15 protein-coding genes are annotated in these 22607 nt (G+C 39.5%); 11 read left to right on the top strand and 4 right to left on the bottom strand.

From position 1 onward, the window contains the following. The first annotated feature begins 5 nt into the window (after positions 1-5). The gene (locus KBU52_RS03550; RefSeq protein WP_254724344.1) at positions 6-917 is read left to right on the top strand and encodes a DMT family transporter; all 912 of its coding nucleotides are present in this window, start codon (positions 6-8) and stop codon (positions 915-917) included. Between the two features lie 112 nt (positions 918-1029). After that, complete coding sequence (locus KBU52_RS03545; RefSeq protein WP_254724343.1) at positions 1030-1788, top strand: CPBP family intramembrane glutamic endopeptidase; 759 nt, start codon at positions 1030-1032, stop codon at positions 1786-1788. Between the two features lie 43 nt (positions 1789-1831). Here the strand turns inward: KBU52_RS03545 and KBU52_RS03540 are convergent, their stop codons facing one another. Further along, on the bottom strand, positions 1832-3115 hold the full coding sequence (locus KBU52_RS03540; RefSeq protein WP_036753427.1) for a uracil-xanthine permease family protein: 1284 nt from the start codon (positions 3113-3115) through the stop codon (positions 1832-1834). Positions 3116-3377: 262 nt separating this feature from the next. After that, positions 3378-4091, bottom strand: a complete 714-nt coding sequence (gene rsmG / locus KBU52_RS03535) for a 16S rRNA (guanine(527)-N(7))-methyltransferase RsmG (RefSeq protein ID WP_254724342.1) — start codon at positions 4089-4091, stop codon at positions 3378-3380. 93 nt (positions 4092-4184) lie between these two features. Here rsmG and KBU52_RS03530 point away from each other — a divergent pair, with 93 nt between their 5' ends. Together KBU52_RS03530 and htpX are read left to right on the top strand one after the other, a co-directional pair. Then, on the top strand, positions 4185-4745 hold the full coding sequence (locus tag KBU52_RS03530; protein ID WP_254724341.1) for a LemA family protein: 561 nt from the start codon (positions 4185-4187) through the stop codon (positions 4743-4745). A gap of 1 nt (position 4746) precedes the next feature. Beyond that, the gene (gene htpX, locus KBU52_RS03525) at positions 4747-5646 is read left to right on the top strand and encodes a zinc metalloprotease HtpX (RefSeq protein ID WP_254724340.1); all 900 of its coding nucleotides are present in this window, start codon (positions 4747-4749) and stop codon (positions 5644-5646) included. Between the two features lie 42 nt (positions 5647-5688). Here the strand turns inward: htpX and KBU52_RS03520 are convergent, their stop codons facing one another. Together KBU52_RS03520 and KBU52_RS03515 are read right to left on the bottom strand one after the other, a co-directional pair. Beyond that, a complete protein-coding gene (locus KBU52_RS03520) occupies positions 5689-7248 on the bottom strand; it encodes an ATP-binding cassette domain-containing protein (protein WP_254724339.1) in 1560 nt (519 codons plus the stop codon). A gap of 230 nt (positions 7249-7478) precedes the next feature. Then, positions 7479-7808, bottom strand: a complete 330-nt coding sequence (locus KBU52_RS03515; protein ID WP_254724338.1) for a helicase BlpT — start codon at positions 7806-7808, stop codon at positions 7479-7481. A gap of 168 nt (positions 7809-7976) precedes the next feature. On the opposite strand from KBU52_RS03515, the gene KBU52_RS03510 reads away from it, so the two are divergent. From KBU52_RS03510 to KBU52_RS03480, 7 genes are all read left to right on the top strand, one after another. Continuing rightward, positions 7977-8519 (top strand): DUF177 domain-containing protein, encoded by a 543-nt coding sequence (locus KBU52_RS03510; protein WP_254724337.1) that lies wholly within the window; start codon positions 7977-7979, stop codon positions 8517-8519. Continuing rightward, the gene (nth, locus tag KBU52_RS03505; protein WP_254724336.1) at positions 8520-9149 is read left to right on the top strand and encodes an endonuclease III; all 630 of its coding nucleotides are present in this window, start codon (positions 8520-8522) and stop codon (positions 9147-9149) included. It abuts the gene before it with no gap. Between the two features lie 209 nt (positions 9150-9358). Continuing rightward, positions 9359-9880: a bifunctional pyr operon transcriptional regulator/uracil phosphoribosyltransferase PyrR gene (pyrR, locus tag KBU52_RS03500; RefSeq protein WP_004252509.1), complete on the top strand. Its 522-nt coding sequence runs from the start codon at positions 9359-9361 to the stop codon at positions 9878-9880. Positions 9881-9897: 17 nt separating this feature from the next. Next, positions 9898-10821, top strand: a complete 924-nt coding sequence (locus KBU52_RS03495) for an aspartate carbamoyltransferase catalytic subunit (protein WP_254724335.1) — start codon at positions 9898-9900, stop codon at positions 10819-10821. A gap of 49 nt (positions 10822-10870) precedes the next feature. Then, positions 10871-11950 carry a carbamoyl phosphate synthase small subunit gene (locus KBU52_RS03490; RefSeq protein ID WP_254724334.1) on the top strand — a complete coding sequence of 360 codons (1080 nt, stop codon included), beginning with the start codon at positions 10871-10873 and terminating at the stop codon, positions 11948-11950. Positions 11951-12261: 311 nt separating this feature from the next. Beyond that, positions 12262-15438 carry a carbamoyl-phosphate synthase large subunit gene (carB, locus tag KBU52_RS03485; protein ID WP_254724333.1) on the top strand — a complete coding sequence of 1059 codons (3177 nt, stop codon included), beginning with the start codon at positions 12262-12264 and terminating at the stop codon, positions 15436-15438. A gap of 390 nt (positions 15439-15828) precedes the next feature. After that, positions 15829-22524: an SspB-related isopeptide-forming adhesin gene (locus tag KBU52_RS03480; RefSeq protein ID WP_254724332.1), complete on the top strand. Its 6696-nt coding sequence runs from the start codon at positions 15829-15831 to the stop codon at positions 22522-22524. Positions 22525-22607 lie beyond the last annotated feature (83 nt).

Here is a 22607-nt window from a genome sequence, read left to right as displayed (position 1 = left end):
GAAGCATGTCAAAGGTTGTTAAAGGAACTCTTTTTACAGTAATTGCAGGTATCGCTTGGGGCTTATCTGGGACCAGTGGTCAGTACCTGATGGCTCACGGAATATCAGCTCTAGTCCTAACTAATATCCGTTTAATAATCGCAGGTCTCCTCTTAGTTCTTTTATCGTATATTAAGTCCAAAGAGCAATTTTTAGCTTTTTTAAAAGATAAATCGAGTCTGTTTTCTCTCTTGCTATTTTCTTTATTTGGTCTCTTTCTAAATCAATTGGCTTATCTATCAGCCATTCAAGAGACAAATGCTGGCACAGCGACGGTTCTTCAGTATGTCTGTCCTGTTGGAATCTTGGCTTACACATGTATAAAGGATAAGGTAGCACCTACTATAGCAGAAATCCTTTCTATGTTTTTGGCTATAGGTGGAACCTTTTTAATTGCGACTCACGGTCAAATGGATCAGCTTTCTATGACACCAGCAGGTCTCTTTTGGGGTTTGTTCTCTGCTTTAACCTATGCTCTTTATATCATTTTACCCATTAAGCTCATTCAAAAATGGGGGAGTATTCTGGTTATTGGTGTCGGTATGACCATCTCTGGTTTTGTAGCAGTGCCATTTACTGGGATTATCGGTACTAGTCTACCTATGTCTTTTGATATCTTCTTAGCATTTACTGGAATTATTCTCATCGGGACTGTTTTTGCCTACACGGCCTTTCTTAAGGGGGCAAGTCTGGTTGGACCAGTTAAGTCGAGTCTTTTAGCATCCATTGAGCCTATTTCTGCTGTATTCTTTGCTTTCATAATTATGGGAGATATCTTTTATCCTGTAGATTTTCTTGGTATGGCAATGATTTTATTGGCTGTGACTATTATTTCTTTAAAGGATTTAATGCTAGAAAAGAAACACAAGTCCATTTAAGAACAGAACAACCTTATATAGAGGTTGTTTTTTATGCTCTAGTATCAATTTAATTAATTTTAAGATTGAAAGTTTATAATAAAGTTACAAAAATAAGCTAAACGGAGGAAATATGAATTTTATACAAAGTATTCATCCTGCTAAACCTTTAAGATACTTAAAATGGTTCGACATCTTAATCATCACTGTTTTAATGTTTGGAGAGTTTATCATCCGTTCTACTCAACAATTTATGGAGAGTCTATCACCTTCAACTATTTCTAGTGTTGCGGAAACTACAACAAATGTAGCAAGTGATGGGGCAGCTTATTCTAGTAATTTTACTTTTCAACTGATGATGTTAGGGATTACTTTCCTTTATCTCTTGATTCGAAATTATGATTTTAAACAACTTCCTATACGTTTTTCCTGGTCTGTTTTCATCTGGGTTCCCCTTATCTTCGCTATTGTTGGAATAATTGGAGATACTGTAACAACCCTTAGTGGTGAGTACAATTATTTTAATCCTCAGTTGATTCCTTTTATAGACCCAATGGAAATCATTAGAAAATTCATGGCCTTAACGCCAATGGCTATTGGCTATGCGCTTTTAAATGGTTTTTACGAAGAATTTTTCTTCTTGGGATTGCTGACTTCAGTAAGAGAAAAGCATCAGTGGCTGGTTCTATTATACTCGGTAATCATACGGATTTCTTTCCATACCTACCAAGGATTACTCTGGGCCTTGGTTATTGGTCTTGTTTACGGACTATTCTATTATTTCTTGTACAAGTATGTAGTCAAGAATTTACTGCCATTCTTTCTCATGCACGCTCTTGCAGATATGTTTGGTTCAAGTCTCTTGTACCTCTTGATTACTTGGAGAACTTAAGCAAAAAATCCACTCATTTGAGTGGATTTTTTTATGAATGTTTTTAGTCTTTATTTTCGTATGGCAAGATCAAGTTCAAAAGGATACCTGTCATTGCTGATAGGGCAGTACCTGAAAGTGTAACTGGACCAAGTTTAAGGATTGCTCCACCAAGTCCAAGCACGAGCATTGCACTTGCGATGATTAGGTTACGCATTTGACCAAAGTCAACGCGCTCTTTGATCAAGACTTTCAAACCGTTGCTGGCGATAACCCCGTAAAGAAGGATTGACATACCACCAAGTACGGCGCTAGGGATTGTAGAAATCAAAGCAGTGAATTTTCCAAGGAAACTTAGGGCAATTGCGATAAAGGCTGCGTTACGGATAACTGAGACAGAAGCGATACGAGTCATACCGATCACCCCTGTATTTTCACCGTAGGTAGTATTAGCAGGACCACCAAGGAAGGCAGATACAGATGTTGCGATACCGTCACCAAGAAGGGTACGGTGAAGACCTGGTTCTTTCAAGAATTGACGGCCACAGATTTGGCTCAAGACCGTGTGGTCTCCAATGTGTTCTGAGATTGTTACGATCGCGATTGGTAAGATTGCAATCGTCTCTGGACCGAAGTAAAGGTTGTATTCTTTGAAGGCACCACCTGTGCTAAATGGTAGGTAGAAGCCTGGAATTTCGAACCAGTTAGCTTGAAGAACAGGTGTGAAGTCTACTAGACCAAGAAAGACTGCAAAGATATATCCACCGATAATGGCAAACAAGAAAGGAATGATACGAAGGAATCCTTTTCCTTTTGTATTGATAAAGGCAGCGATGAGGAAGGTAACCACAGCTACAAGAGCATTTTTCCAGTTGCCATCAGCAACAAGACCAGCATTTGTTACAGCTGAACCTGCAAGACCCAGACCAATTACGATAATCATAGGTCCGATAACGATTGGTGGTAAAAGTTTGTCAATCCATTTTGTACCAGCAAAGCGGATGCTAGTTGAAACAAGAACGTAGATTAAACCAGTTAAGATAACCCCTGTTTGAGCAGCAGAAACATCGCCACCCATTTCCTTCATAGCAAGAGACATTGCAGTGATGAAGGCAAAAGAAGAACCGAGATAGACCGGAACTTTAAAGCCAGTACATACCATGTAAATCAGTGTTCCAACACCTGATGCAAACAGGGCAACAGATACAGGCATTCCCAAAATCAGTGGCACCAAGATGGTAGCACCAAACATGGCAAACACGTGCTGGAAGCTGAGTAGAATCCCCTTACCAAAAGAAGGACGTTGGTCAACGTCGAGTAACAAATCAACAGTTGATTCTTGTTTCATAAATACCTCACTTTTTGGGCATCAAAAAAGAGCCCATTATTTTACAGCAATAGGCTCTCAGAGTAAGACATCTTTAAAACATGGTTATCCCAATATTTAAAGAACTTCATATATATCTGCGTCTTCGTCACCTCACGGGATGACATTAAAAACCTTTGCTTGTGATAGTATAGCAGAAAAAAATGATTTTGTAAATCATTTTTTCCCGAGCAAGGAAATAAAGACGCGAGGTATAATCTTGTGAGTATCTATTTAAAATATCCTAAAGTGGGCGTTTGTTGGGCATACCGGCCTTACGTGGATATTTGTTTGGAGTTTCTTTTTTCTTTTCTACAATGGTGATGTAGCGAGGGTCTCCATTAGGAAGTGTGTAGCTGATATTATCTTCAACCTTACTAAAGAGAAGGTTGAGAGCATTTTTGGCTTCTGTCAATTCCTCAGGAGCATTACTTGCCTTAAGAGCCAAAAGTTTTCCTCCTACCTTTAGATAAGGAATGGTTAATTCAGACAAGACCTGCATGCGTGCAACTGCACGAGCTGTCACAATGTCGAATTGGGCACGGAAATTCTTGTCTTGGGCAAAGTCTTCGGCACGTCCATGGTAGAAATGAACCCCTTCTAAATCAAGCTCCTCAGCTAAAAGCTGAAGGAAGTTAATGCGCTTGTTCAGAGAATCAATGATAGTCACATCTAGCTGAGGGTAGAGAATCTTCATAGGAAGACTTGGGAATCCTGCACCAGCGCCAATATCCAGTAACTTAATTTCTTGGTTTTCTATCAACCCTTGTAGGATAGGAGCGATAGAATCATAAAAGTGTTTAAGGTAAACCTCTTCCTTTTCAGTAATGGCAGTCAGGTTGATTTTTTGGTTCCACTCGACTAAGAGTTCGAAATAGCGCTCAAATTGAAATTTTTGCTGGTCAGTAAGATTAATATTCTGTTGGTCAAGTAGTGAGTAAAAAGTTTCTGTTTTCATAGTTATATCCTTCTTGTATATCATCTTATTTTACCACAAAAACATGGAAATTTGATATACTTGTACTAATCTAAAAGCAGAAAGGATAAGATTATGACTTGGATTATTCTTGGAGTTTTGGCTCTGATTGTTATTTTTGTGATTGTTAGCTATAACGGTTTGGTGAAAAATCGTATGCAGACCAAGGAGGCTTGGAGCCAGATTGATGTTCAGTTGAAGCGTCGTAATAATCTCCTCCCAAACTTGATTGAAACAGTAAAAGGTTATGCTAAATACGAAAGTTCTACTCTTGAAAAGGTGACTGAACTCCGTAGACAAGTAGCTGCAGCAACTACACCTGCAGAAGCCATGAAAGCTAGTGATGCACTGACTCGTCAGATATCTGGTATCTTTGCGGTTGCAGAGAACTACCCTGATTTGAAGGCTAGTGGCAACTTTGCTCACTTACAAGAAGAACTGACTAACACAGAAAACAAAATATCATATTCTCGCCAACTTTATAACAGTGTCGTTAGCAACTACAATGTTAAATTAGAAACTTTCCCAAGTAATCTGGTTGCGGCTATCTTTGGCTTCAAGGCAGCAGATTTCCTTCAGACTCCAGAAGAAGAAAAGGCTGTTCCTAGAGTTGATTTTAGTGGTTTAGGTGACTAAGATGCTGTACGAACAAATCGCTAGTAATAAACGTAAAACTTGGGTTCTTTTAATTGTCTTCTTTCTTTTGTTAGCTATTGTAGGTTATGCAGTTGGATATCTTTTCATGAACTCAGGATTTGGGGGCGTGACTATAGCCATGATTCTTGGCTTTATCTATGCCTTGACCATGATTTTTCAATCTACAGAGATTGTCATGAGTATGAATGGTGCGCGTGAAGTTGATAGAAACGAAGAACCTGTTCTCTATCATGTTGTCGAGGATATGGCAATGGTGGCGCAGATTCCTATGCCACGAGTTTATGTAATTGATGACCCGGGTTTGAATGCCTTCGCCACCGGTTCGAATCCTCAAAATGCTGCTGTTGCTGCTACGTCAGGCCTTCTAGAGATTATGAATCGTGAGGAGTTAGAGGCAGTAATCGGGCATGAAGTTAGTCACATTCGCAACTTAGATATTCGAATCTCTACCATTGCTGTTGCTCTGGCTAGTGCAATTACGCTATTATCAAGTACGGCTGGTCGTATGATGTGGTGGGGTGGAGCATCACGTAGTAGAAGGAATAGTGACCGTGACAGTGGAGGACTTGAAGTGATTATGTTAGTCATTTCTCTCCTAGCAATTGTTCTAGCACCTATTGCAGCAACTTTGGTACAGTTAGCCATTTCTCGCCAACGAGAATTTCTAGCAGATGCTTCAAGTGTGGAATTAACTCGTAATCCGCAAGGGATGATCAATGCTTTACAAAAATTAGACAATAGTCAACCCATGAGTCATCATGTGGATGATGCTAGTAGTGCACTTTATATCAATGATCCTCAAAAACCAGGTTTCTTGAAAAAACTATTTTATACGCATCCACCCATTTCAGAACGGATTGAGCGTTTGAAACATATGTAAAAAACATCCAGAGGTTTTCTCTGGATGTTTTATTTCCAAAAGTTAAAGATCTTGTAAATCAACTACTTCTAAATCATGCTCTGTCAGACTATAGATACTCGTACAAACTTCTTTTAAGAAACGTCGATCATGCGAAACAGTGACAAGACCACCAGAATAATTGGCAAAGAGTTTTCTGATTTTTGGTTGAGAAGTTGGAGAAAAATTTCGTGTGGGTTCATCCAGAAGGAGAAAGTTTGGCTTTCGCAGAACTAAATTCAAAAGAAGGAGTTTACCTTGTTGACCTCCAGATAAGGAGTGGATTTGGTGGTGCATCTCTGGATAGCTGAAATTAAGACTGGCTAAGTGAGATTGGATTTTCTGTATTTCCTCTTTGTGTCCAGTTTGGCTGAGAAATTCTACTGGGGATAGATTCAATTGTAGTGTTTCTTGGTAATCTTGTGGCATAAATCCAAGCGAAATCTCTCTTTTGCCGCTTAGTAGTTGATGTAACTTTGCTAAAAGAGTGGATTTGCCAACGCCATTGGGACCGATAATTCCGATTTTATCTTGACCACGGACAGTTAATTGTAGCCCTTGAGACAGAATTCGTTGGCCAATGGATAAAGTCTCATTTTCTAGTCGAACTAAAACTTTTGAAGCCGCTAATGGCTCTATATCTGAAAAGAAAAGTTGGATTTGTTCCTCTTCAAGTGGCTTTTGGGTCATGGACTGAGCTGCTTTTTCGTAGCGTTTTTCTTGAGAAAGAACATTTTTCATCTTTTTAGCTAATAGGCGACCGGCAGTACTGTCTTTGGTAGCTCGAAGTGCAGTTACTACATTTTGCTTGACGCGACGATGCTTCTCCATGGTTTTGTCATAGGCTCTCTGGTCGTTAGCAGCTTGCTGGCTTTGTCTGGCAAAATTAGCCTTTCTCTGGTCACTATAGCTATCGTAGTCTAAATGTTCTACTAGGGTTTCCGCTTCCTTTCGATGCTTGATCAGTCGCAAGTGGATAATGGTGTCTGCTGTTTGAGAGAGAAAGTCTTCATCATGAGAAATGAAAATAACGGTTTGCCTGGTTTTATGAATCTGTTTTTTTAGCCAATCAACCATCTCTATATCCAGGTCATTTGAAGGTTCATCTAAAAATAAAATCTCAAAGGGTTTGGCCAATTCATGGATAAGCTGAATTTTCAAAGCTTCACCACCCGAGAGACTACCAATTTCTTGATCACTTGCAAAACGGTCGCTGTCAAAATGTAATTCATCAGACAAGCGATAGAGAATGCTGTAGTCCAAATCTGTAGACTCTAAAAAGAAGTAGTCCTGTAGAGATTTTTTCTTCAGTTCTTCAGGGAGATGTTGGGGAATATAGGCCAGGGACTGAAGGTCAGATTGGATTTCTCCCCTGATAGAGAAATCAGCTAATCTTTCTCCCATTAAAGTTCGAAGTAAGGTTGATTTTCCATTTCCTTCTTCGCCTATAATAGCGACCTTTTCTCCGTCTTGGATGTTAATGTTTAAATCGGAAACAAGGTCTCTTAAATCTTTGTTTTGTGTAATGGTCAGATGATTGATTTTTATCATATTATTGCCCTTTCTAGAATGTCCATATTGCATAACAAAAAGCTCTACTTTATCTAGTAGAGCTAATCGTCTATGTCAAAAAAACTCTTTTAAAAGGGCTGAAAATCAAGCAGAAAAAGAGACAGAAACAAGATCTACTAAATAAAGGTTCTTTATTTGATAGACTTAGTTGTTCATGTCTCCCTTACCTCCGAGTATTGCTGCAATCATCATACTCTTTTTGCGAAAATTTGTCAAGATTAAGCCAGAAAATCCTCTTTTTATTAAAGACCAAAAACAGGTCCGTAAAGTGTCAATGTATGTTTAACGTGATCGTAGTGGAACTTGTCATAGTTTCGCCAAGCAGTGCGAGCCTGGTCGTTTAGTTTTAGACTACCAAGTCCAATCAAAAGACTAGTCCGTTGGTAAAAACTTTCCAGTTCAATTAAGATGGCGTTGTCTAGTTTGTCAGCTTTTTTAAGTGCTCTGAGAATTTCGTCTATATTTTGTTGTAAGCGTAGGTCATCTGGCAATCCCTGTTTACAACTTTGTATTGTTTGGTTTAATTCTGAAACGAGCTGATAGGCTTCTGTTAAAAGAGCTTTGTCTTCCATATGAGCGTCCTCCTTTGCTCATGTATTGATGCCTATAGTATAGCACAAAAAATAAATTTGTCATAATAAATATATCAAAAAATACAGAAAGATGTTTTAAAAGTTTAGAGGCTTTACTTGACCTCCTTTCATGGTATAATCAAGTGAGTAAATCTTTATGGAGGAAGTATGAAATTAAATATTCAAGAAGTTCGTAAGCAGCCTGAAGGTTTGTATTTTGAGCAAACTCTAGACTTGTCAGCTGACTTACGTGAGCGTAACCAAGAAATTTTAGACGTAAAAGATATTCTAGCGGTTGGGAAAGTACAGTACGAAGATCGTATGTTTTTCCTAGATTACCAACTGTCTTATACCATTGTACTTGCTTCTAGTCGTAGTATGGAACCTGTTGAATTATCAGAGTCTTATCCAGTGACAGAAGTCTTTATGGAAGGTGCTACCAATCAACTGGACCAAGAAGTTCTTGATGATGACTTGGTTTTACCTATCGAAAATGGTGAAATCGACCTTGCTGAAAGTGTTTCGGATAATATCTTGCTAAACATTCCAATCAAGGTCTTAACAGCAGAAGAAGAAGCTGGTCAGGGATTTGTTTCTGGAAATGACTGGCAAATCATGACTGAGGAAGAATATCAAGCTCAACAAGCAGTCAAAAAAGAAGAAAATAGTCCTTTTGCAGGTTTACAAGGGCTGTTTGATGGAGACGAATAGATGGTTTTATCCAAGAAACGTGCCCGTCATGTCATTGAGGAAATCATAGCTCTTTTTCCAGATGCAAAACCTAGTCTAGATTTTCGCAATCATTTTGAACTCTTAGTTGCAGTTATGTTGTCTGCTCAGACGACAGATGCGGCAGTAAACAAAGCGACTCCAGCTCTTTTTGAAGCCTTCCCTACGCCTCAAGCCATGGCGGACGCAAGTGAGAGTGAAATTGCAAAACATATTTCTCGTTTAGGTCTGTATCGAAATAAAGCAAAATTTCTTAAAAAATGTGCGCAACAGTTATTAGAAGATTTTGATGGTCAAGTTCCTCAGACTAGAGAGGAATTAGAAAGTCTAGCAGGAGTTGGTCGCAAGACAGCCAATGTTGTCATGAGTGTGGGCTTTGGAATTCCAGCTTTTGCAGTGGACACTCATGTGGAGCGCATTTGCAAACACCATGATATTGTTAAAAAATCAGCTACACCATTAGAAGTTGAAAAACGTGTCATGGATGTCTTGCCACCAGAAAAGTGGTTGGCGGCGCATCAGGCCATGATTTACTTTGGTCGTGCTATCTGTCATCCGAAAAATCCAGAATGCGAACACTATCCACAATTGTATGATTTTAGTTCATTATAAGGTCAAACATTGAATGTTTTTACTTGCTTTGAACTGGGCTTTGTGATATAGTAAGAACAATAAAATATTCCTTTAAACCTGTCCCGTGAGGCAGGCAAGGAGCTCGATAAAGTAGAAGGGTAAGTCTATGCTGTTTCCAGTATGGCTCGCTTAATGATACATTCTCAAGTCTCCTTGTCTAAGGAGACTTTTCTTTTTGGAGGTTTGTCATGAAGACAAAAGAAGTTGTAGACGAATTAACCGTCAAGCGAGCAATTACGCGTATCACTTATGAAATTATCGAACGCAACAAAGATTTGAACAAAATCATTTTAGCGGGAATTAAAACACGTGGTGTCTTTATCGCTCACCGCATCCAAGAGCGCTTGGAACAATTGGAAAATATCTCTGTTCCCGTTGTAGAATTAGATACCAAACCTTACCGTGACGATGTCAAAAGTGGTGAAGATACATCCTTGATTTCTGTGGATGTGACAGACCGCGAAGTTATCTTGGTGGATGATGTTCTTTACACAGGTCGTACAATTCGTGCCGCTATCGATAACATTGTCGGACATGGTCGCCCTGCCCGTGTGAGTCTTGCAGTACTAGTGGACCGTGGACATAGAGAATTGCCAATTCGTCCAGATTACGTTGGGAAAAATATTCCAACTAGTCGTTCTGAAGAAATCATCGTTGAGATGACAGAACTTGATGGCCAAGATAGAGTTTTGATTACTGAAGAAGCTTAAAAGCTAAAGGAGTAGCCATGTCAGAAAATCAACAAGCAATAAAACATGTGGTGTCCATGGAAGATCTCACTGTAGATCAGGTTATAAAATTGATTAAACGAGGGATTGAGTTTAAAAATGGAGCCCAGTTGCCCTACGAAGACCATCCCATTGTTTCCAACCTTTTCTTTGAAAATTCGACAAGAACGCATAAATCCTTCGAAGTTGCAGAGATTAAACTGGGATTGGAACGACTTGACTTTGATGTGAATACAAGCTCGGTAAACAAGGGTGAGACACTCTATGATACAATCCTGACCTTGTCTGCACTTGGTGTAGATATCTGTGTTATTCGGCACCCAGAGGTTGATTACTACAGGGAATTGATTGCGAGCCCAACCATTACGACATCGATTATCAATGGTGGTGATGGCTCAGGGCAACATCCTAGTCAGAGTCTGCTTGATTTGATGACAATTTACGAGGAATTTGGCCGTTTTGAAGGGCTCAAGGTTGCCATTACTGGTGACTTGGACCATTCACGTGTTGCCAAGTCCAATATGCAGATTTTGAAACGTTTAGGTGCTGAACTTTACTTTGCAGGACCTGAGGAATGGAGAAGTCAAGAGTTTGCAGATTATGGTCAGTTCGTAACTATTGACGAGATTGTTGACCAGGTGGATGTTCTGATGTTGCTTCGAGTTCAACATGAACGCCACGAAAGTGGAGCAGTCTTCTCAAAAGAAGAGTATCACGCTCAACATGGCTTGAACCAAGAACGCTATAATCGTTTAAAAGAAGAAGCAATCATTATGCATCCGGCTCCTGTTAATCGGGATGTGGAAATTGCCGATCATCTTGTTGAAGCACCAAAATCACGCATTGTCCAACAAATGACCAATGGAGTATTTGTTCGAATGGCAATCTTAGAATCCGTATTGGCAAGTAGAAAAGCCAAATAATACACAAGACGTTAAAAGACGCCAGTGAGCGTCCACGAGAGGTGAAAATATGACAAAACGACTTCTAGTTTTAGAAGATGGCACAGTTTTTGAAGGTAAGGCCTTCGGTGCAGATATTGATGTAACAGGGGAAATAGTCTTTAACACTGGAATGACAGGATATCAAGAATCCATTACAGACCAATCTTATAATGGACAAATCTTGACCTTCACATATCCACTAGTAGGGAATTATGGAGTTAACCGTGACGACTACGAGTCTATCAGTCCTACTTGTAAGGGAGTTGTGGTTTTCGAAGAGGCTCGTAGAGCCAGCAACTGGCGTAACCAAATGACGCTGGACGAATTCTTGAAGGCTAAGAAAATTCCTGGAATTTCAGGCATTGACACTCGAGCTCTTACAAAGATTATTCGTAAACATGGTACCATGAGAGCGACTCTAACACATGCTGGTGATAGTATTGATCACATTGCAGATCAACTTCAAGCAACTGTCTTACCGACTGATAATATCAGACAAGTTTCTACAAAGACGGCTTATCCGGCTCCAGGAGTTGGCTTGAGCGTTGTTTTAGTAGATTTCGGCCTTAAACACTCTATTTTACGAGAGCTATCTAAACGTGATTGTAACGTAACTGTAGTTCCATACACAACTACGGCTGAGGAAATCTTGCATTTAAACCCTGACGGAGTTATGTTGTCAAATGGTCCTGGAAATCCAGAAGATGTACCAGAAGCTCTTGAGATGATCCGAGGTATTCTCGGGAAAATTCCAATCTTTGGTATCTGTATGGGTCACCAGCTCTTTGCGATGGCAAATGGTGCTAAGACCTATAAAATGAAGTTTGGTCACCGTGGCTTTAACCATGCTGTTCGTGAAATTGCAACTGGGCGCGTGGATTTCACTAGTCAAAATCATGGTTACGCAGTTAGCCGTGAGGATTTACCAGAGCACTTAATCATCACCCACGAAGAAATCAATGACAAGTCAGTTGAAGGCGTACGTCACAGATATCTACCAGGTTTCTCTGTGCAATTCCACCCAGACGCAGCTCCTGGGCCACATGATGCAAGTTATCTATTTGATGAGTTCATAGAGATGATGGAAGCTTTCAAACAAGCAAACTAAAGACGAGTGAGAAATCGTCGGAGAATTTATGGAATTGAACACGGACGGAAAGCTCGGAATTTAGAGAAACCAACAAAGATAGAAATCCTTCTTTGGTTTCCTAAAATTCAGTTGCTTTCTTATCGTCCTTTGTATCTTATTTAATGTCGCCCTGAGAGGCGACGAATAGAAAGGAGAAGGGTACAATGTTCGCGGAAGTGAACACGCCCTAAGAACTGTGTGAAAAAGATAAACATCGTCTTGACGCTGAAGGCGTCTGCACCGAGTTTCCTATTTTCACTTTGTTCTTGACGGGCTTTGTATCATAAACTATGCCTAAACGTACTGATATTCAAAAAATTATGGTGATTGGTTCTGGTCCGATTATTATTGGTCAGGCTGCTGAGTTTGACTATGCTGGAACCCAGGCCTGCTTGTCTTTGAAAGAAGAGGGGTATGAGGTTGTCTTGGTTAACTCAAATCCTGCAACCATCATGACGGATAAAGAGATTGCAGACAAGGTTTACATTGAGCCGATTACACTTGAGTTTGTAACACGTATTCTTCGTAAGGAACGTCCAGATGCCTTGCTTCCAACACTTGGTGGGCAAACAGGGCTTAATATGGCAATGGAGTTGTCTAAAAATGGTATCTTAGATGAGCTTGGAGTAGAACTTCTCGGCACTAAATTGTCTGCTATTGACCAAGCTGAGGACCGCGATCTCTTTAAACAATTGATGGAAGAACTCAAGCAACCAATTCCAGAATCAGAAATTGTCAACACAGTAGAGGAAGCAGTTGCCTTTGCAGCAACTATTGGCTATCCAGTTATCGTCCGCCCAGCCTTTACCCTAGGTGGTACTGGTGGTGGTATGTGTGCCAATGAGGAAGAATTGCGTGAAATTGCTGAAAATGGTTTGAAGTTGTCACCTGTTACCCAGTGTTTGATTGAACGTTCCATTGCAGGTTTCAAGGAAATCGAGTATGAGGTCATGCGTGACTCAGCTGATAATGCACTTGTTGTTTGTAACATGGAAAACTTTGACCCTGTCGGTATTCACACAGGGGACTCTATCGTATTTGCCCCTGCGCAAACCATGTCCGACTATGAAAACCAAATGCTTCGTGATGCTAGTTTGAGCATTATCCGTGCTCTCAAGATTGAAGGCGGATGTAACGTTCAGCTTGCACTTGATCCACACAGCTTTAAGTACTATGTCATTGAAGTAAATCCTCGTGTATCTCGTTCTTCAGCCCTTGCTTCTAAGGCAACAGGTTACCCAATCGCCAAATTGGCGGCTAAGATTGCTGTAGGGTTGACCTTGGATGAAGTTATTAACCCAGTTACAGGTTCAACCTATGCCATGTTCGAACCAGCCCTTGACTATGTGGTGGCTAAGATTCCACGTTTCCCATTTGACAAGTTTGAAAAAGGGGAACGTCGTCTTGGTACCCAGATGAAGGCAACTGGAGAAGTTATGGCCATCGGTCGGAACATCGAGGAATCTCTCCTTAAAGCTTGTCGCTCTCTAGAAATTGGTGTCCATCACAATGAAATGCCTGAGCTTGCAGATGTTTCAGATGATGCCTTGATTGAAAAAGTTGTCAAGGCTCAAGATGACCGTCTCTTCTATGTATCAGAAGCCATTCGTCGTGGTTATACACCAGAAGAGATTGCTGACTTAACTAAGATTGATATTTTCTACCTTGATAAACTCTTGCATATCTTTGAGATTGAACAAGAATTGGGCGCACATCCTCAGGATATCGATGTCCTGAAAACAGCAAAACTCAATGGTTTCTCAGATCGTAAAATCGCAGAACTTTGGGGAACTACAGCTGATCAAGTTCGCCAACTTCGTTTAGAAAATAAGATTGTCCCAGTTTACAAGATGGTAGATACTTGTGCCGCAGAATTTGAATCAGAAACTCCGTACTTCTACTCAACATATGGATGGGAAAATGAGTCTATCAAGTCTGATAAGGAATCTGTACTAGTCCTAGGTTCTGGTCCAATCCGTATCGGTCAAGGGGTAGAGTTTGACTATGCGACAGTTCACTCTGTTAAGGCAATCCAAGCTGCTGGCTACGAAGCCATCATTATGAACTCAAACCCAGAGACAGTTTCAACAGACTTCTCTGTGTCTGACAAACTTTACTTTGAGCCATTGACTTTTGAAGATGTGATGAATGTCATCGATTTGGAGCAACCAAAAGGTGTTATTGTTCAGTTCGGTGGTCAAACAGCTATCAACCTAGCTGAGCCATTAGCAAAAGCTGGGGTGACTATTCTTGGTACTCAAGTTGCGGACTTGGACCGTGCGGAAGATCGTGACCTCTTCGAACAAGCCCTCAAAGACTTGGATATTCCACAACCTCCTGGACAAACAGCAACTAATGAAGAAGAAGCAGTACTTGCTGCACGTAAAATTGGTTTCCCAGTTCTCGTTCGCCCTTCATATGTTTTGGGTGGACGTGCTATGGAAATCGTTGAGAATGAAGATGATCTTCGTTCTTACATGCGTACTGCGGTTAAGGCAAGTCCTGACCACCCTGTTCTTGTTGACTCTTATATCGTCGGACAAGAGTGTGAAGTCGATGCCATTTCAGACGGAGAAAATGTCCTCATCCCTGGTATCATGGAGCATATCGAACGCGCTGGTGTCCACTCAGGTGACTCCATGGCGGTTTATCCTCCTCAAACCTTGTCGCAAAAAGTGCAAGAAACGATTGCAGATTACACCAAACGCCTTGCAATCGGCCTCAACTGTCTTGGGATGATGAACATTCAGTTTGTTATCAAGGATGAGAAAGTATACGTCATTGAAGTAAACCCTCGTGCCAGCCGTACTGTTCCATTCCTTTCTAAAGTAACCAATATCCCTATGGCACAGGTAGCGACTAAGCTAATTCTCGGTCAAAGTCTTGAAGAACTTGGTTACCAAGATGGACTTTACCCAGAAAGCACTCGCGTTCATATCAAGGCACCAGTATTCTCCTTTACCAAGCTAGCTAAGGTAGACAGCCTTCTTGGCCCTGAAATGAAGTCAACAGGGGAAGTCATGGGTTCTGATACCACTCTTGAAAAAGCACTCTACAAGGCCTTTGAAGCTTCTTATCTTCACTTACCAACCTTTGGTAATGTTGTCTTCACTATCGCAGATGATGCAAAAGAAGAAGCACTAGATTTGGCTCGTCGTTTCCAAAATATTGGCTACGGAATCCTTGCTACTGAAGGAACAGCAGACTTCTTTGCAAGTCATGGATTGCAGGCTCAACTCGTTGGAAAGATTGGTGATAATGAGCACGATATCCCAAGCTACGTCCGCAAAGGAAAAATTCAAGCTATCATCAACACAGTTGGTACCAAACGGACAGCTGATGAAGATGGTGAGCAAATCAGACGTTCAGCAATTGAACATGGAGTTCCTCTCTTTACAGCTCTAGACACAGCAGATGCCATGCTCAAAGTACTAGAAAGCAGAAGTTTTGTCACAGAAGCCATCTAAATAAAAAAATGATTCTCGTAAGGGAATCATTTTTTATTTTATGAAAATGATAATATTTTCACAATCATTAAAATGTAATCAAAATGAAATACTAAGTAATAAAATTATAATAAATAATGAGATAGTTAAATAAAAAAACCATAAATAAGGGGAACTAAATCTCCATACATATAAATATATATAATGAGTATTTTTGTTTTTTTAAAACCCTAAAATTCAATAAAGAAAACGTTTTCAGGAGCACATAATTCTTTGAAAACCGTTTGAGCTTTTGATATGATGGAGATGCTAGAGTGGGTATTCTATACACTTCAATAATTGTACCTAAGATACAATTATTGTAAAAATATTACCTTCTGATAGTAAAAAATATAAAGGAGAACTTATCATATGATAAGAAAAGAACGACAACGTTTTTCTTTGCGGAAATATAAGGTAGGTGTTGCATCGGTATTTTTAGGAACAACTCTTAGCTTTATGTTGGCAAATGGTGGTGCAGTAAAAGCTTCTGAACTTCCTACGCAACCAAGTTCTGAAGAAAAAACAGAGTTGGTGAAAAAGGATAGTGTCAGCGAGGATTCCTCTAAGAAGGAAGAGAATGTTGTAGAAAATGTTGCAACAACTGAACTTGCTGAGACAAACAAGGTTGAAGAAGGGAAAGCAGCTTCTGAGGCTAAAACAGAAGAAGCTAAATCTGAACCAGTGTCTTCAGAAAAATCAGAAGAAGTAAAACCTGCTTCAACTGAGGCTGAGGTTGCTAGTAAGGAAACTGCTAAGCCGGTTGAAAAAGCTGAAGAAACTAAGCCAGCTGTTTCAGAAGGTGATAAACCTAAAGTTCGTAATCGTCGTGCTACAACGGAAGATGCAGTTTCTGGAGATCACAACTCTAAGCCAGTCAGTGTTAGTACATATCTAAAAGATGGTGAAACAGTTGATCCAACTATACAAAACCCAAATGGAGCTACGGTTGGGTCTCAAACTGTACCAGCTGGATATGCAAGAAAAGAAGGTGATTACTATACTTATAGTATCGTAGACCTTACTAAGTTCAATGAACGTTATAATACAAACTACTATACACGTGCATATAAGAATTTTGATGTTACTACAGACACAACGGTTGAATTGATTGATAAAACGACTGGTAATGTAGTAGAGACTAGAAAAATCACAGCAACAAGTGGAATTCAAAAATTCACTACTACTAAGACGGCATCAAATGGTGAATTAACTTGGCAAGTTGATTACAACCCAGGTACAGGAGCTGGACCTGGTAAAACGGACCAACCATTTATCCAATTAGGTTATGAAGTTGGTGCAAGTATTCAAGCTTTAGTAAATCCAAAGAATGAAGCTGAACAAAAATTATATCAAGATGTTTATAACGCTCGTACATCAACTGATATTATTAACGTTGTAGAACCAGCTTATAATGGTCGTACAATCACAGATACAAATGCTAAAATTCCAATATTCGTTGATAAAACAACTTACTACAGAGTAGTTGATAAAAATAACCCAACATTTAACGCTAATAAAACAGATAAAACTGTTCAAGATTACGTACCAAATGGTAATGAAGTAGACTTGGCTAGATATACAACTAAAGCCATGGAAGGACAAAACTTCACAGCATCTGGTGAGCGCCAATTTGATGGCTACAAATTGTATCAAACGGCAGATCCAGATTCAACATCTGGTTATGTAAGCCGTCCTTATATTGTTGGTACCAAATTCATGGACGCGGAGCGTGCAGGAATTAAGCGTATTAAGGAAATCGTAGGTGAAGATGGAACTGTAGTCGTTCGTGTTTATCTTCTAGATCCAAAACAACAAAGCAAACGTTCTGATGGTACATTGAGCACTGATGGCTACATGTTGTTGGCAGAAACCAAGCCGATTAAACCTGGTGATTATAACAAACAAGAATTAAATGTTAAGAAATCACCTCTTAACACAATTGCTTTCACTGATAATAAAGGTGTAAATTATCCAAACGGTAAAGAAGTTACATTTGATTTCCAAAAAGCTGCTGGATATACACCGTATAAAACGGTATTCGTACCATTCTTAGGAGACGGTATCGGACACCTTTCACCAAATAGTCAATTAGAAAATGGTGCATATGTACAAATAGGTACAAACGTTGACTTGCTCAACTCATTGACACCATACAAACAACCAATTTATTACTATGTCAAACAAGAACCAGTAACAGTCACTCCAGAAGTTGAAAAACAATTAGAGGGACGTGTCTTGACAGACGGCGAGTTTACTTTCAAATTAACGGAAGAGAAAAGTACTCCTGATAAGCACGAAGAAACTGTTGCCAACAAGGATGGAAAAGCTACATTTAGCAAGCTTACTTTTAACAAAGCTGGTACTTATAAATACAAGATCACTGAACAAAAGGGTTCTGATACAGACGTTGACTATGACGCAATGACTGTTACCATGACAGTTACTGTAACTGAGAATTCTAAAGGTGAATTGCAAGCAACTGTTAAATACAGTGCTGAAGGTGGATTCAAATCAAGTGATGATGATAAAATCTTCAACAACTATGTGGTAGCACCAGTAAAAGTTAAATTTGACTTCACGAAGAAATTGGCTGGACGTGAACTTAAAGACGGAGAATTCAACTTTGTTCTTAAAGATTCAAGAGGTCAAGAAGTTGAAACTGTTACCAACAAAAAAGATGGTACAGTGACATTTACTGAATTGTCATTTGACAATACGAAAATTGGTACACATACCTATACTGTAGAAGAAGTTATTCCAACAACGAAAGAAGTTGGTATGACTTACGATACGATGAAGGCAACTATTACAGTTAAGGTTGCTAAGAACGGTCATACACTTACTACAGTAACAAGCGTATCATCAACTGGTGGTGTAGATGATAACGGAGCATCAACTGATGGTAAGGAAGATAAAGTATTCAACAACAAAATCACTCCTCCAGCAACACCTGAATTCCAACCAGAAAAATTTGTACTTAACAAAGAAAAGTATGACATCACTGGTACTAAATTAGTTGATGATGACAACGAGTTGACTAATGAGTATACAGAAACCAATGCAGATCCGTACGCTGATAAAACTACGAACAACGAAGCAGAAAATATCAATACTAAGACCGTTGAACGTGGTGAGAAATTAGTTTACCAAGTATGGTTAGATACTAGAAACTTCTCAGATAAGAATAACATCCAATCTGTTGGTATCTCTGATACTTATGACGCTGAAAAAGTAACAGTTAATGCTGCTGATATTAAGGCATATGACAGTGTAACTGGCCAAGATGTAACTGCTAAGTTTGACATTAAAGTTGAAAATGGTGTTATTACAGCAACTTCTAAAGCTTCTATGAACAAGTCTTTAGGTGATGCGGATAATACTCAAGTTATCGACACAACTAAATTCGAATTTGGTCGCTACTATAAATTTGATATTCCAGCTACTGTTAAAGACACAGTTAAGGCAGGGGCTGATATTGAAAATAAAGCCAACCAAATCGTTCATGTCTACAACCCAGTAAGCAAATCTGTAGAAACACCTGAAAAACCAACTCAGAAACGTGTCAACTCTGTACCAGTTACAGTTGATCTCAAGTTCACTAAAAAGCTGGAAGGCCGTACTCTAGCAGCTGGTGAATTTAGCTTTGTTCTTAAGAAAGACAATGTTGCAGTTGAAACTGTTAAGAATGATAAAGATGGTAAGATTACCTTTAAGACACTTAAGTTTGGAAAAGATGATCTTGGCAAGACCTACACTTATACTGTTTCAGAGGTTGCAGGTACTGATACAACAGTAACTTACGACGATATGGTTGCAACAGTTACAGTGAAGGTAGCCCATGATGGTACTGCTAAGGCAATTGTAGCAACTGTTACAGACGCTCCAGATAAAGAGTTCAATAATACTGTAACTCCACCGGAAGAACCTAAGTTCCAACCTAAGAAATATGTTTTGGATCAAGAAGGTTTTGATATTAAAGGTAAGTCATTATTAGATGATGATAAAGAACTAGCTGATTCAGTAACAGAGACAAACAACGACCCTTATGTTGATAGATATGACAATAACGAAGAACATAACATCAACACATTGGGAGTTCATAAAGGTGATAAAATCGTTTACCAAGTTTGGTTGGATACAACTCAGTTTAACGAAAACAATAAGAATAATATCCAAACTGTTGGAATCACAGATGATTACGATGAAACTAAACTTGATGTAGATGCTTCAGCTATCAAGGCATATGACTCTGTAACTGGTGCTGATGTGACTAATAAGTTCGACATAAAGGTTGAAAATGGTGTCATGACCGCAACTCTTAAAGCTGGCTTCACCAAGTCACTTGGAGACGCGGAAAACACTCAGATCATCGACACAACTAAGTTCGCATTTGGACGTTACTATAAATTCGATATCCCAGCTACTGTCAAAGATACTGTTAAACCAGGTGCTGATATTGAAAATACTGCAAGTCAGTTAGTACATTATTACAATCCATCAACCAAGAAGGTTGAAAAACCAGTTAAACCAACTGAAAAACGTGTCAACTCAATTCCAATTGATATCGAATTCAACTTCACTAAGAAACTCGAAGGTCGTGAACTGCAAGCTGGTGAGTTCAGCTTCGTATTGAAAGACGAAGAAGGTAACGAGATCGAAACTGTCAAGAATGATAAAGATGGTAAGGTGAAATTTGAACCACTTTCATTCATGAAGGGTGACGAAGGAACTCATAAGTATACTGTAGAAGAAGTTAAAGGTTCTGACGCTACAGTAACTTACGATACCATGAAGGCTGAAATTACTGTTGAAATTTCTTACGATGGTACAGCTAAAGCACTTGTGAAGACACTAACTGATGCTCCAGATAAAGAGTTCAATAACACTGTGACTCCTCCGGAAGAACCTAAGTTCCAACCAGAGAAGTATGTATTGGATACAGCTAAGTTCTCAATTACTGATAACAAGCTTCTTGATGATGATTCTGAGTTGACAGACAAGTACGGAGATACTAATAAAGATCCATACGTAGATAAGACTGACAACAACGAAGCAGAAAACATCAATACCAAGACTGTTAAGCGTGGAGCTAAGCTCTACTATCAAGTATGGTTGGATACAACTAAATTCTCAGCAACTAACAAAGAAAACGTTCAATCAGTAGGAATCACTGATGACTTCGATGAAACGAAGGTTGATGTAGATGCTTCAGATATCAAGGCTTACGATTCAGTAACTGGTGCAGATGTGACAGACAAGTTCGACATCAAGGTTGAAAATGGTGTTATGACCGCAACTCTTAAAGCTGGCTTCACCAAGTCACTTGGAGACGCAGACAATACACAAATCATCGACACAACTAAATTCGAGTTTGGTCGCTACTATAAATTCGATATTCCAGCCACTGTTAAAACAGACGTTGAAGGTGGAGTAGACATCGAAAATACAGCAGCGCAAATTGTAAACTACTACAACCCATCTACGAAGAAAGTTGAGAAACCAGAAAAACCAACTGAAAAACGTGTCAACTCAGTTCCAATTGAAGTCGAATTCAACTTCACTAAGAAACTCGAAGGCCGTGAGTTGAAAGCTGGCGAGTTTAGCTTCGTATTGAAAGACTCTAAAGGTACTGAAATCGAAACAGTTCAGAACGACAAAGATGGTAAGGTGAAATTCGCTAAACTTGAATTCACTAAGGCTCAAGTTGGAACTCATAAGTACACTGTAGAAGAAGTTAAAGGATCTGACGCTACAGTCACTTACGATACCATGAAGGCTGAAATCACAGTAGAAGTTGAACACAATGGAAAATCTAAAGCACTTGTGAAGACAGTGACAGACGCTCCAGATACAGAGTTTAACAACACTGTGACTCCACCAGAAGAGCCTAAGTTCCAACCAGAGAAGTATGTATTGGATACAGCTAAGTTCTCAATTACTGATAACAAGCTTCTTGATGATGATTCTGAGTTGACAGACAAGTACGGAGATACCAATAAAGATCCATACGCAGATAAGACTGACAACAACGAAGCAGAAAACTTGAATACCAAGACTGTTAAGCGTGGAGCTAAGCTCTACTACCAAGTATGGCTTGATACTACTAAGTTCGACGCAAACAACAAGGATAATATCCAGTCAGTAAGTATTTCTGATGACTTCGATGAAACTAAGGTTGATGTAGACGCTTCAGCTATCAAGGCTTACGATTCAGTAACTGGTGACGATGTAACAAACAAATTCGACATCAAGGTTGAAAATGGTGTTATGACCGCAACTCTTAAAGCTGGCTTCACTAAGTCACTTGGAGACGCAGACAATACACAAATCATCGACACAACTAAATTCGAGTTTGGTCGCTACTATAAATTCGATATCCCAGCCACTGTTAAAACAGACGTTGAAGGTGGAGTAGACATCGAAAATACAGCAGCGCAAATTGTAAACTACTACAACCCATCTACGAAGAAAGTTGAAAAACCAGAAAAACCAACTGAAAAACGTGTTGTAAATATTCCAGTTAAAGTTGAATTCAACTTCACTAAGAAATTGGAAGGTCGTGCACTGAAGGCTGGCGAGTTTACTTTTGTACTGAAAGACAAGGATGGAAATTTGATTGAAACTGTAAGCAATGATGCTGAAGGTAAGATCAAGTTCTCTGCTCTTGAATTCAAACGCGGTCAAGAAGGTACTTATATTTATCATGTAGAAGAAGTGAAAGGTACAGAGGCTGGAGTTGAGTACGATAAGATGGTAGCGACTGTTGGAGTTACTGTAACTAAGGATGGTAAAGTGTTGACTCTTACTTCACAAATGCCTGAAGATACTGAGTTTAACAACAAGGTAACACCGCCAACACCACCGACACCACCAACACCACCAACACCACCAACACCACCAACACCACCAACACCACCAGTAACGCCACCAACTCCTGAAAAACCTAAAGGTCGTGAGTTGCCAAATACTGGTGAGCAATCTAAAGTTGGATTAGTTGCTCTAGGTGCAGCCCTTGGTCTAGTAGGACTTGGTTTAATTGCAAAACCAAAAAGACGTGAAGACTAAGATTGAGATGACATCAGCATTTTGGTGTTGACATAACAATTTTAGCTCTAACATAAAAGGCTTTGCTCGAAAGAGCAGGGCCT

The organism is Streptococcus sp. 9.1(2021), assembly GCF_030466425.1.
GTDB classification, from domain to species: Bacteria; Bacillota; Bacilli; order Lactobacillales; family Streptococcaceae; genus Streptococcus; species Streptococcus wuxiensis.
The sequence above is the reverse complement of the archived record's forward strand: the minus strand, read 5'-3'. Positions and strand labels throughout refer to the sequence as shown.

What these genes read in the sequence shown, in the direction of transcription:
- KBU52_RS03540 (WP_036753427.1), bottom strand. Translation starts at nt 3,115, where the DNA reads ATGAAACAAGAATCAACTGTTGATTTGTTACTCGACGTTGACCAACGT.
- rsmG (WP_254724342.1), bottom strand. Translation starts at nt 4,091, where the DNA reads ATGAAAACAGAAACTTTTTACTCACTACTTGACCAACAGAATATTAAT.
- KBU52_RS03480 (WP_254724332.1), top strand. Translation starts at nt 15,829, where the DNA reads ATGATAAGAAAAGAACGACAACGTTTTTCTTTGCGGAAATATAAGGTA.
- KBU52_RS03490 (WP_254724334.1), top strand. Translation starts at nt 10,871, where the DNA reads ATGACAAAACGACTTCTAGTTTTAGAAGATGGCACAGTTTTTGAAGGT.
- pyrR (WP_004252509.1), top strand. Translation starts at nt 9,359, where the DNA reads ATGAAGACAAAAGAAGTTGTAGACGAATTAACCGTCAAGCGAGCAATT.
- KBU52_RS03495 (WP_254724335.1), top strand. Translation starts at nt 9,898, where the DNA reads ATGTCAGAAAATCAACAAGCAATAAAACATGTGGTGTCCATGGAAGAT.
- carB (WP_254724333.1), top strand. Translation starts at nt 12,262, where the DNA reads ATGCCTAAACGTACTGATATTCAAAAAATTATGGTGATTGGTTCTGGT.
- htpX (WP_254724340.1), top strand. Translation starts at nt 4,747, where the DNA reads ATGCTGTACGAACAAATCGCTAGTAATAAACGTAAAACTTGGGTTCTT.
- KBU52_RS03550 (WP_254724344.1), top strand. Translation starts at nt 6, where the DNA reads ATGTCAAAGGTTGTTAAAGGAACTCTTTTTACAGTAATTGCAGGTATC.
- nth (WP_254724336.1), top strand. Translation starts at nt 8,520, where the DNA reads ATGGTTTTATCCAAGAAACGTGCCCGTCATGTCATTGAGGAAATCATA.
- KBU52_RS03520 (WP_254724339.1), bottom strand. Translation starts at nt 7,248, where the DNA reads ATGCAATATGGACATTCTAGAAAGGGCAATAATATGATAAAAATCAAT.
- KBU52_RS03545 (WP_254724343.1), top strand. Translation starts at nt 1,030, where the DNA reads ATGAATTTTATACAAAGTATTCATCCTGCTAAACCTTTAAGATACTTA.
- KBU52_RS03530 (WP_254724341.1), top strand. Translation starts at nt 4,185, where the DNA reads ATGACTTGGATTATTCTTGGAGTTTTGGCTCTGATTGTTATTTTTGTG.
- KBU52_RS03515 (WP_254724338.1), bottom strand. Translation starts at nt 7,808, where the DNA reads ATGGAAGACAAAGCTCTTTTAACAGAAGCCTATCAGCTCGTTTCAGAA.
- KBU52_RS03510 (WP_254724337.1), top strand. Translation starts at nt 7,977, where the DNA reads ATGAAATTAAATATTCAAGAAGTTCGTAAGCAGCCTGAAGGTTTGTAT.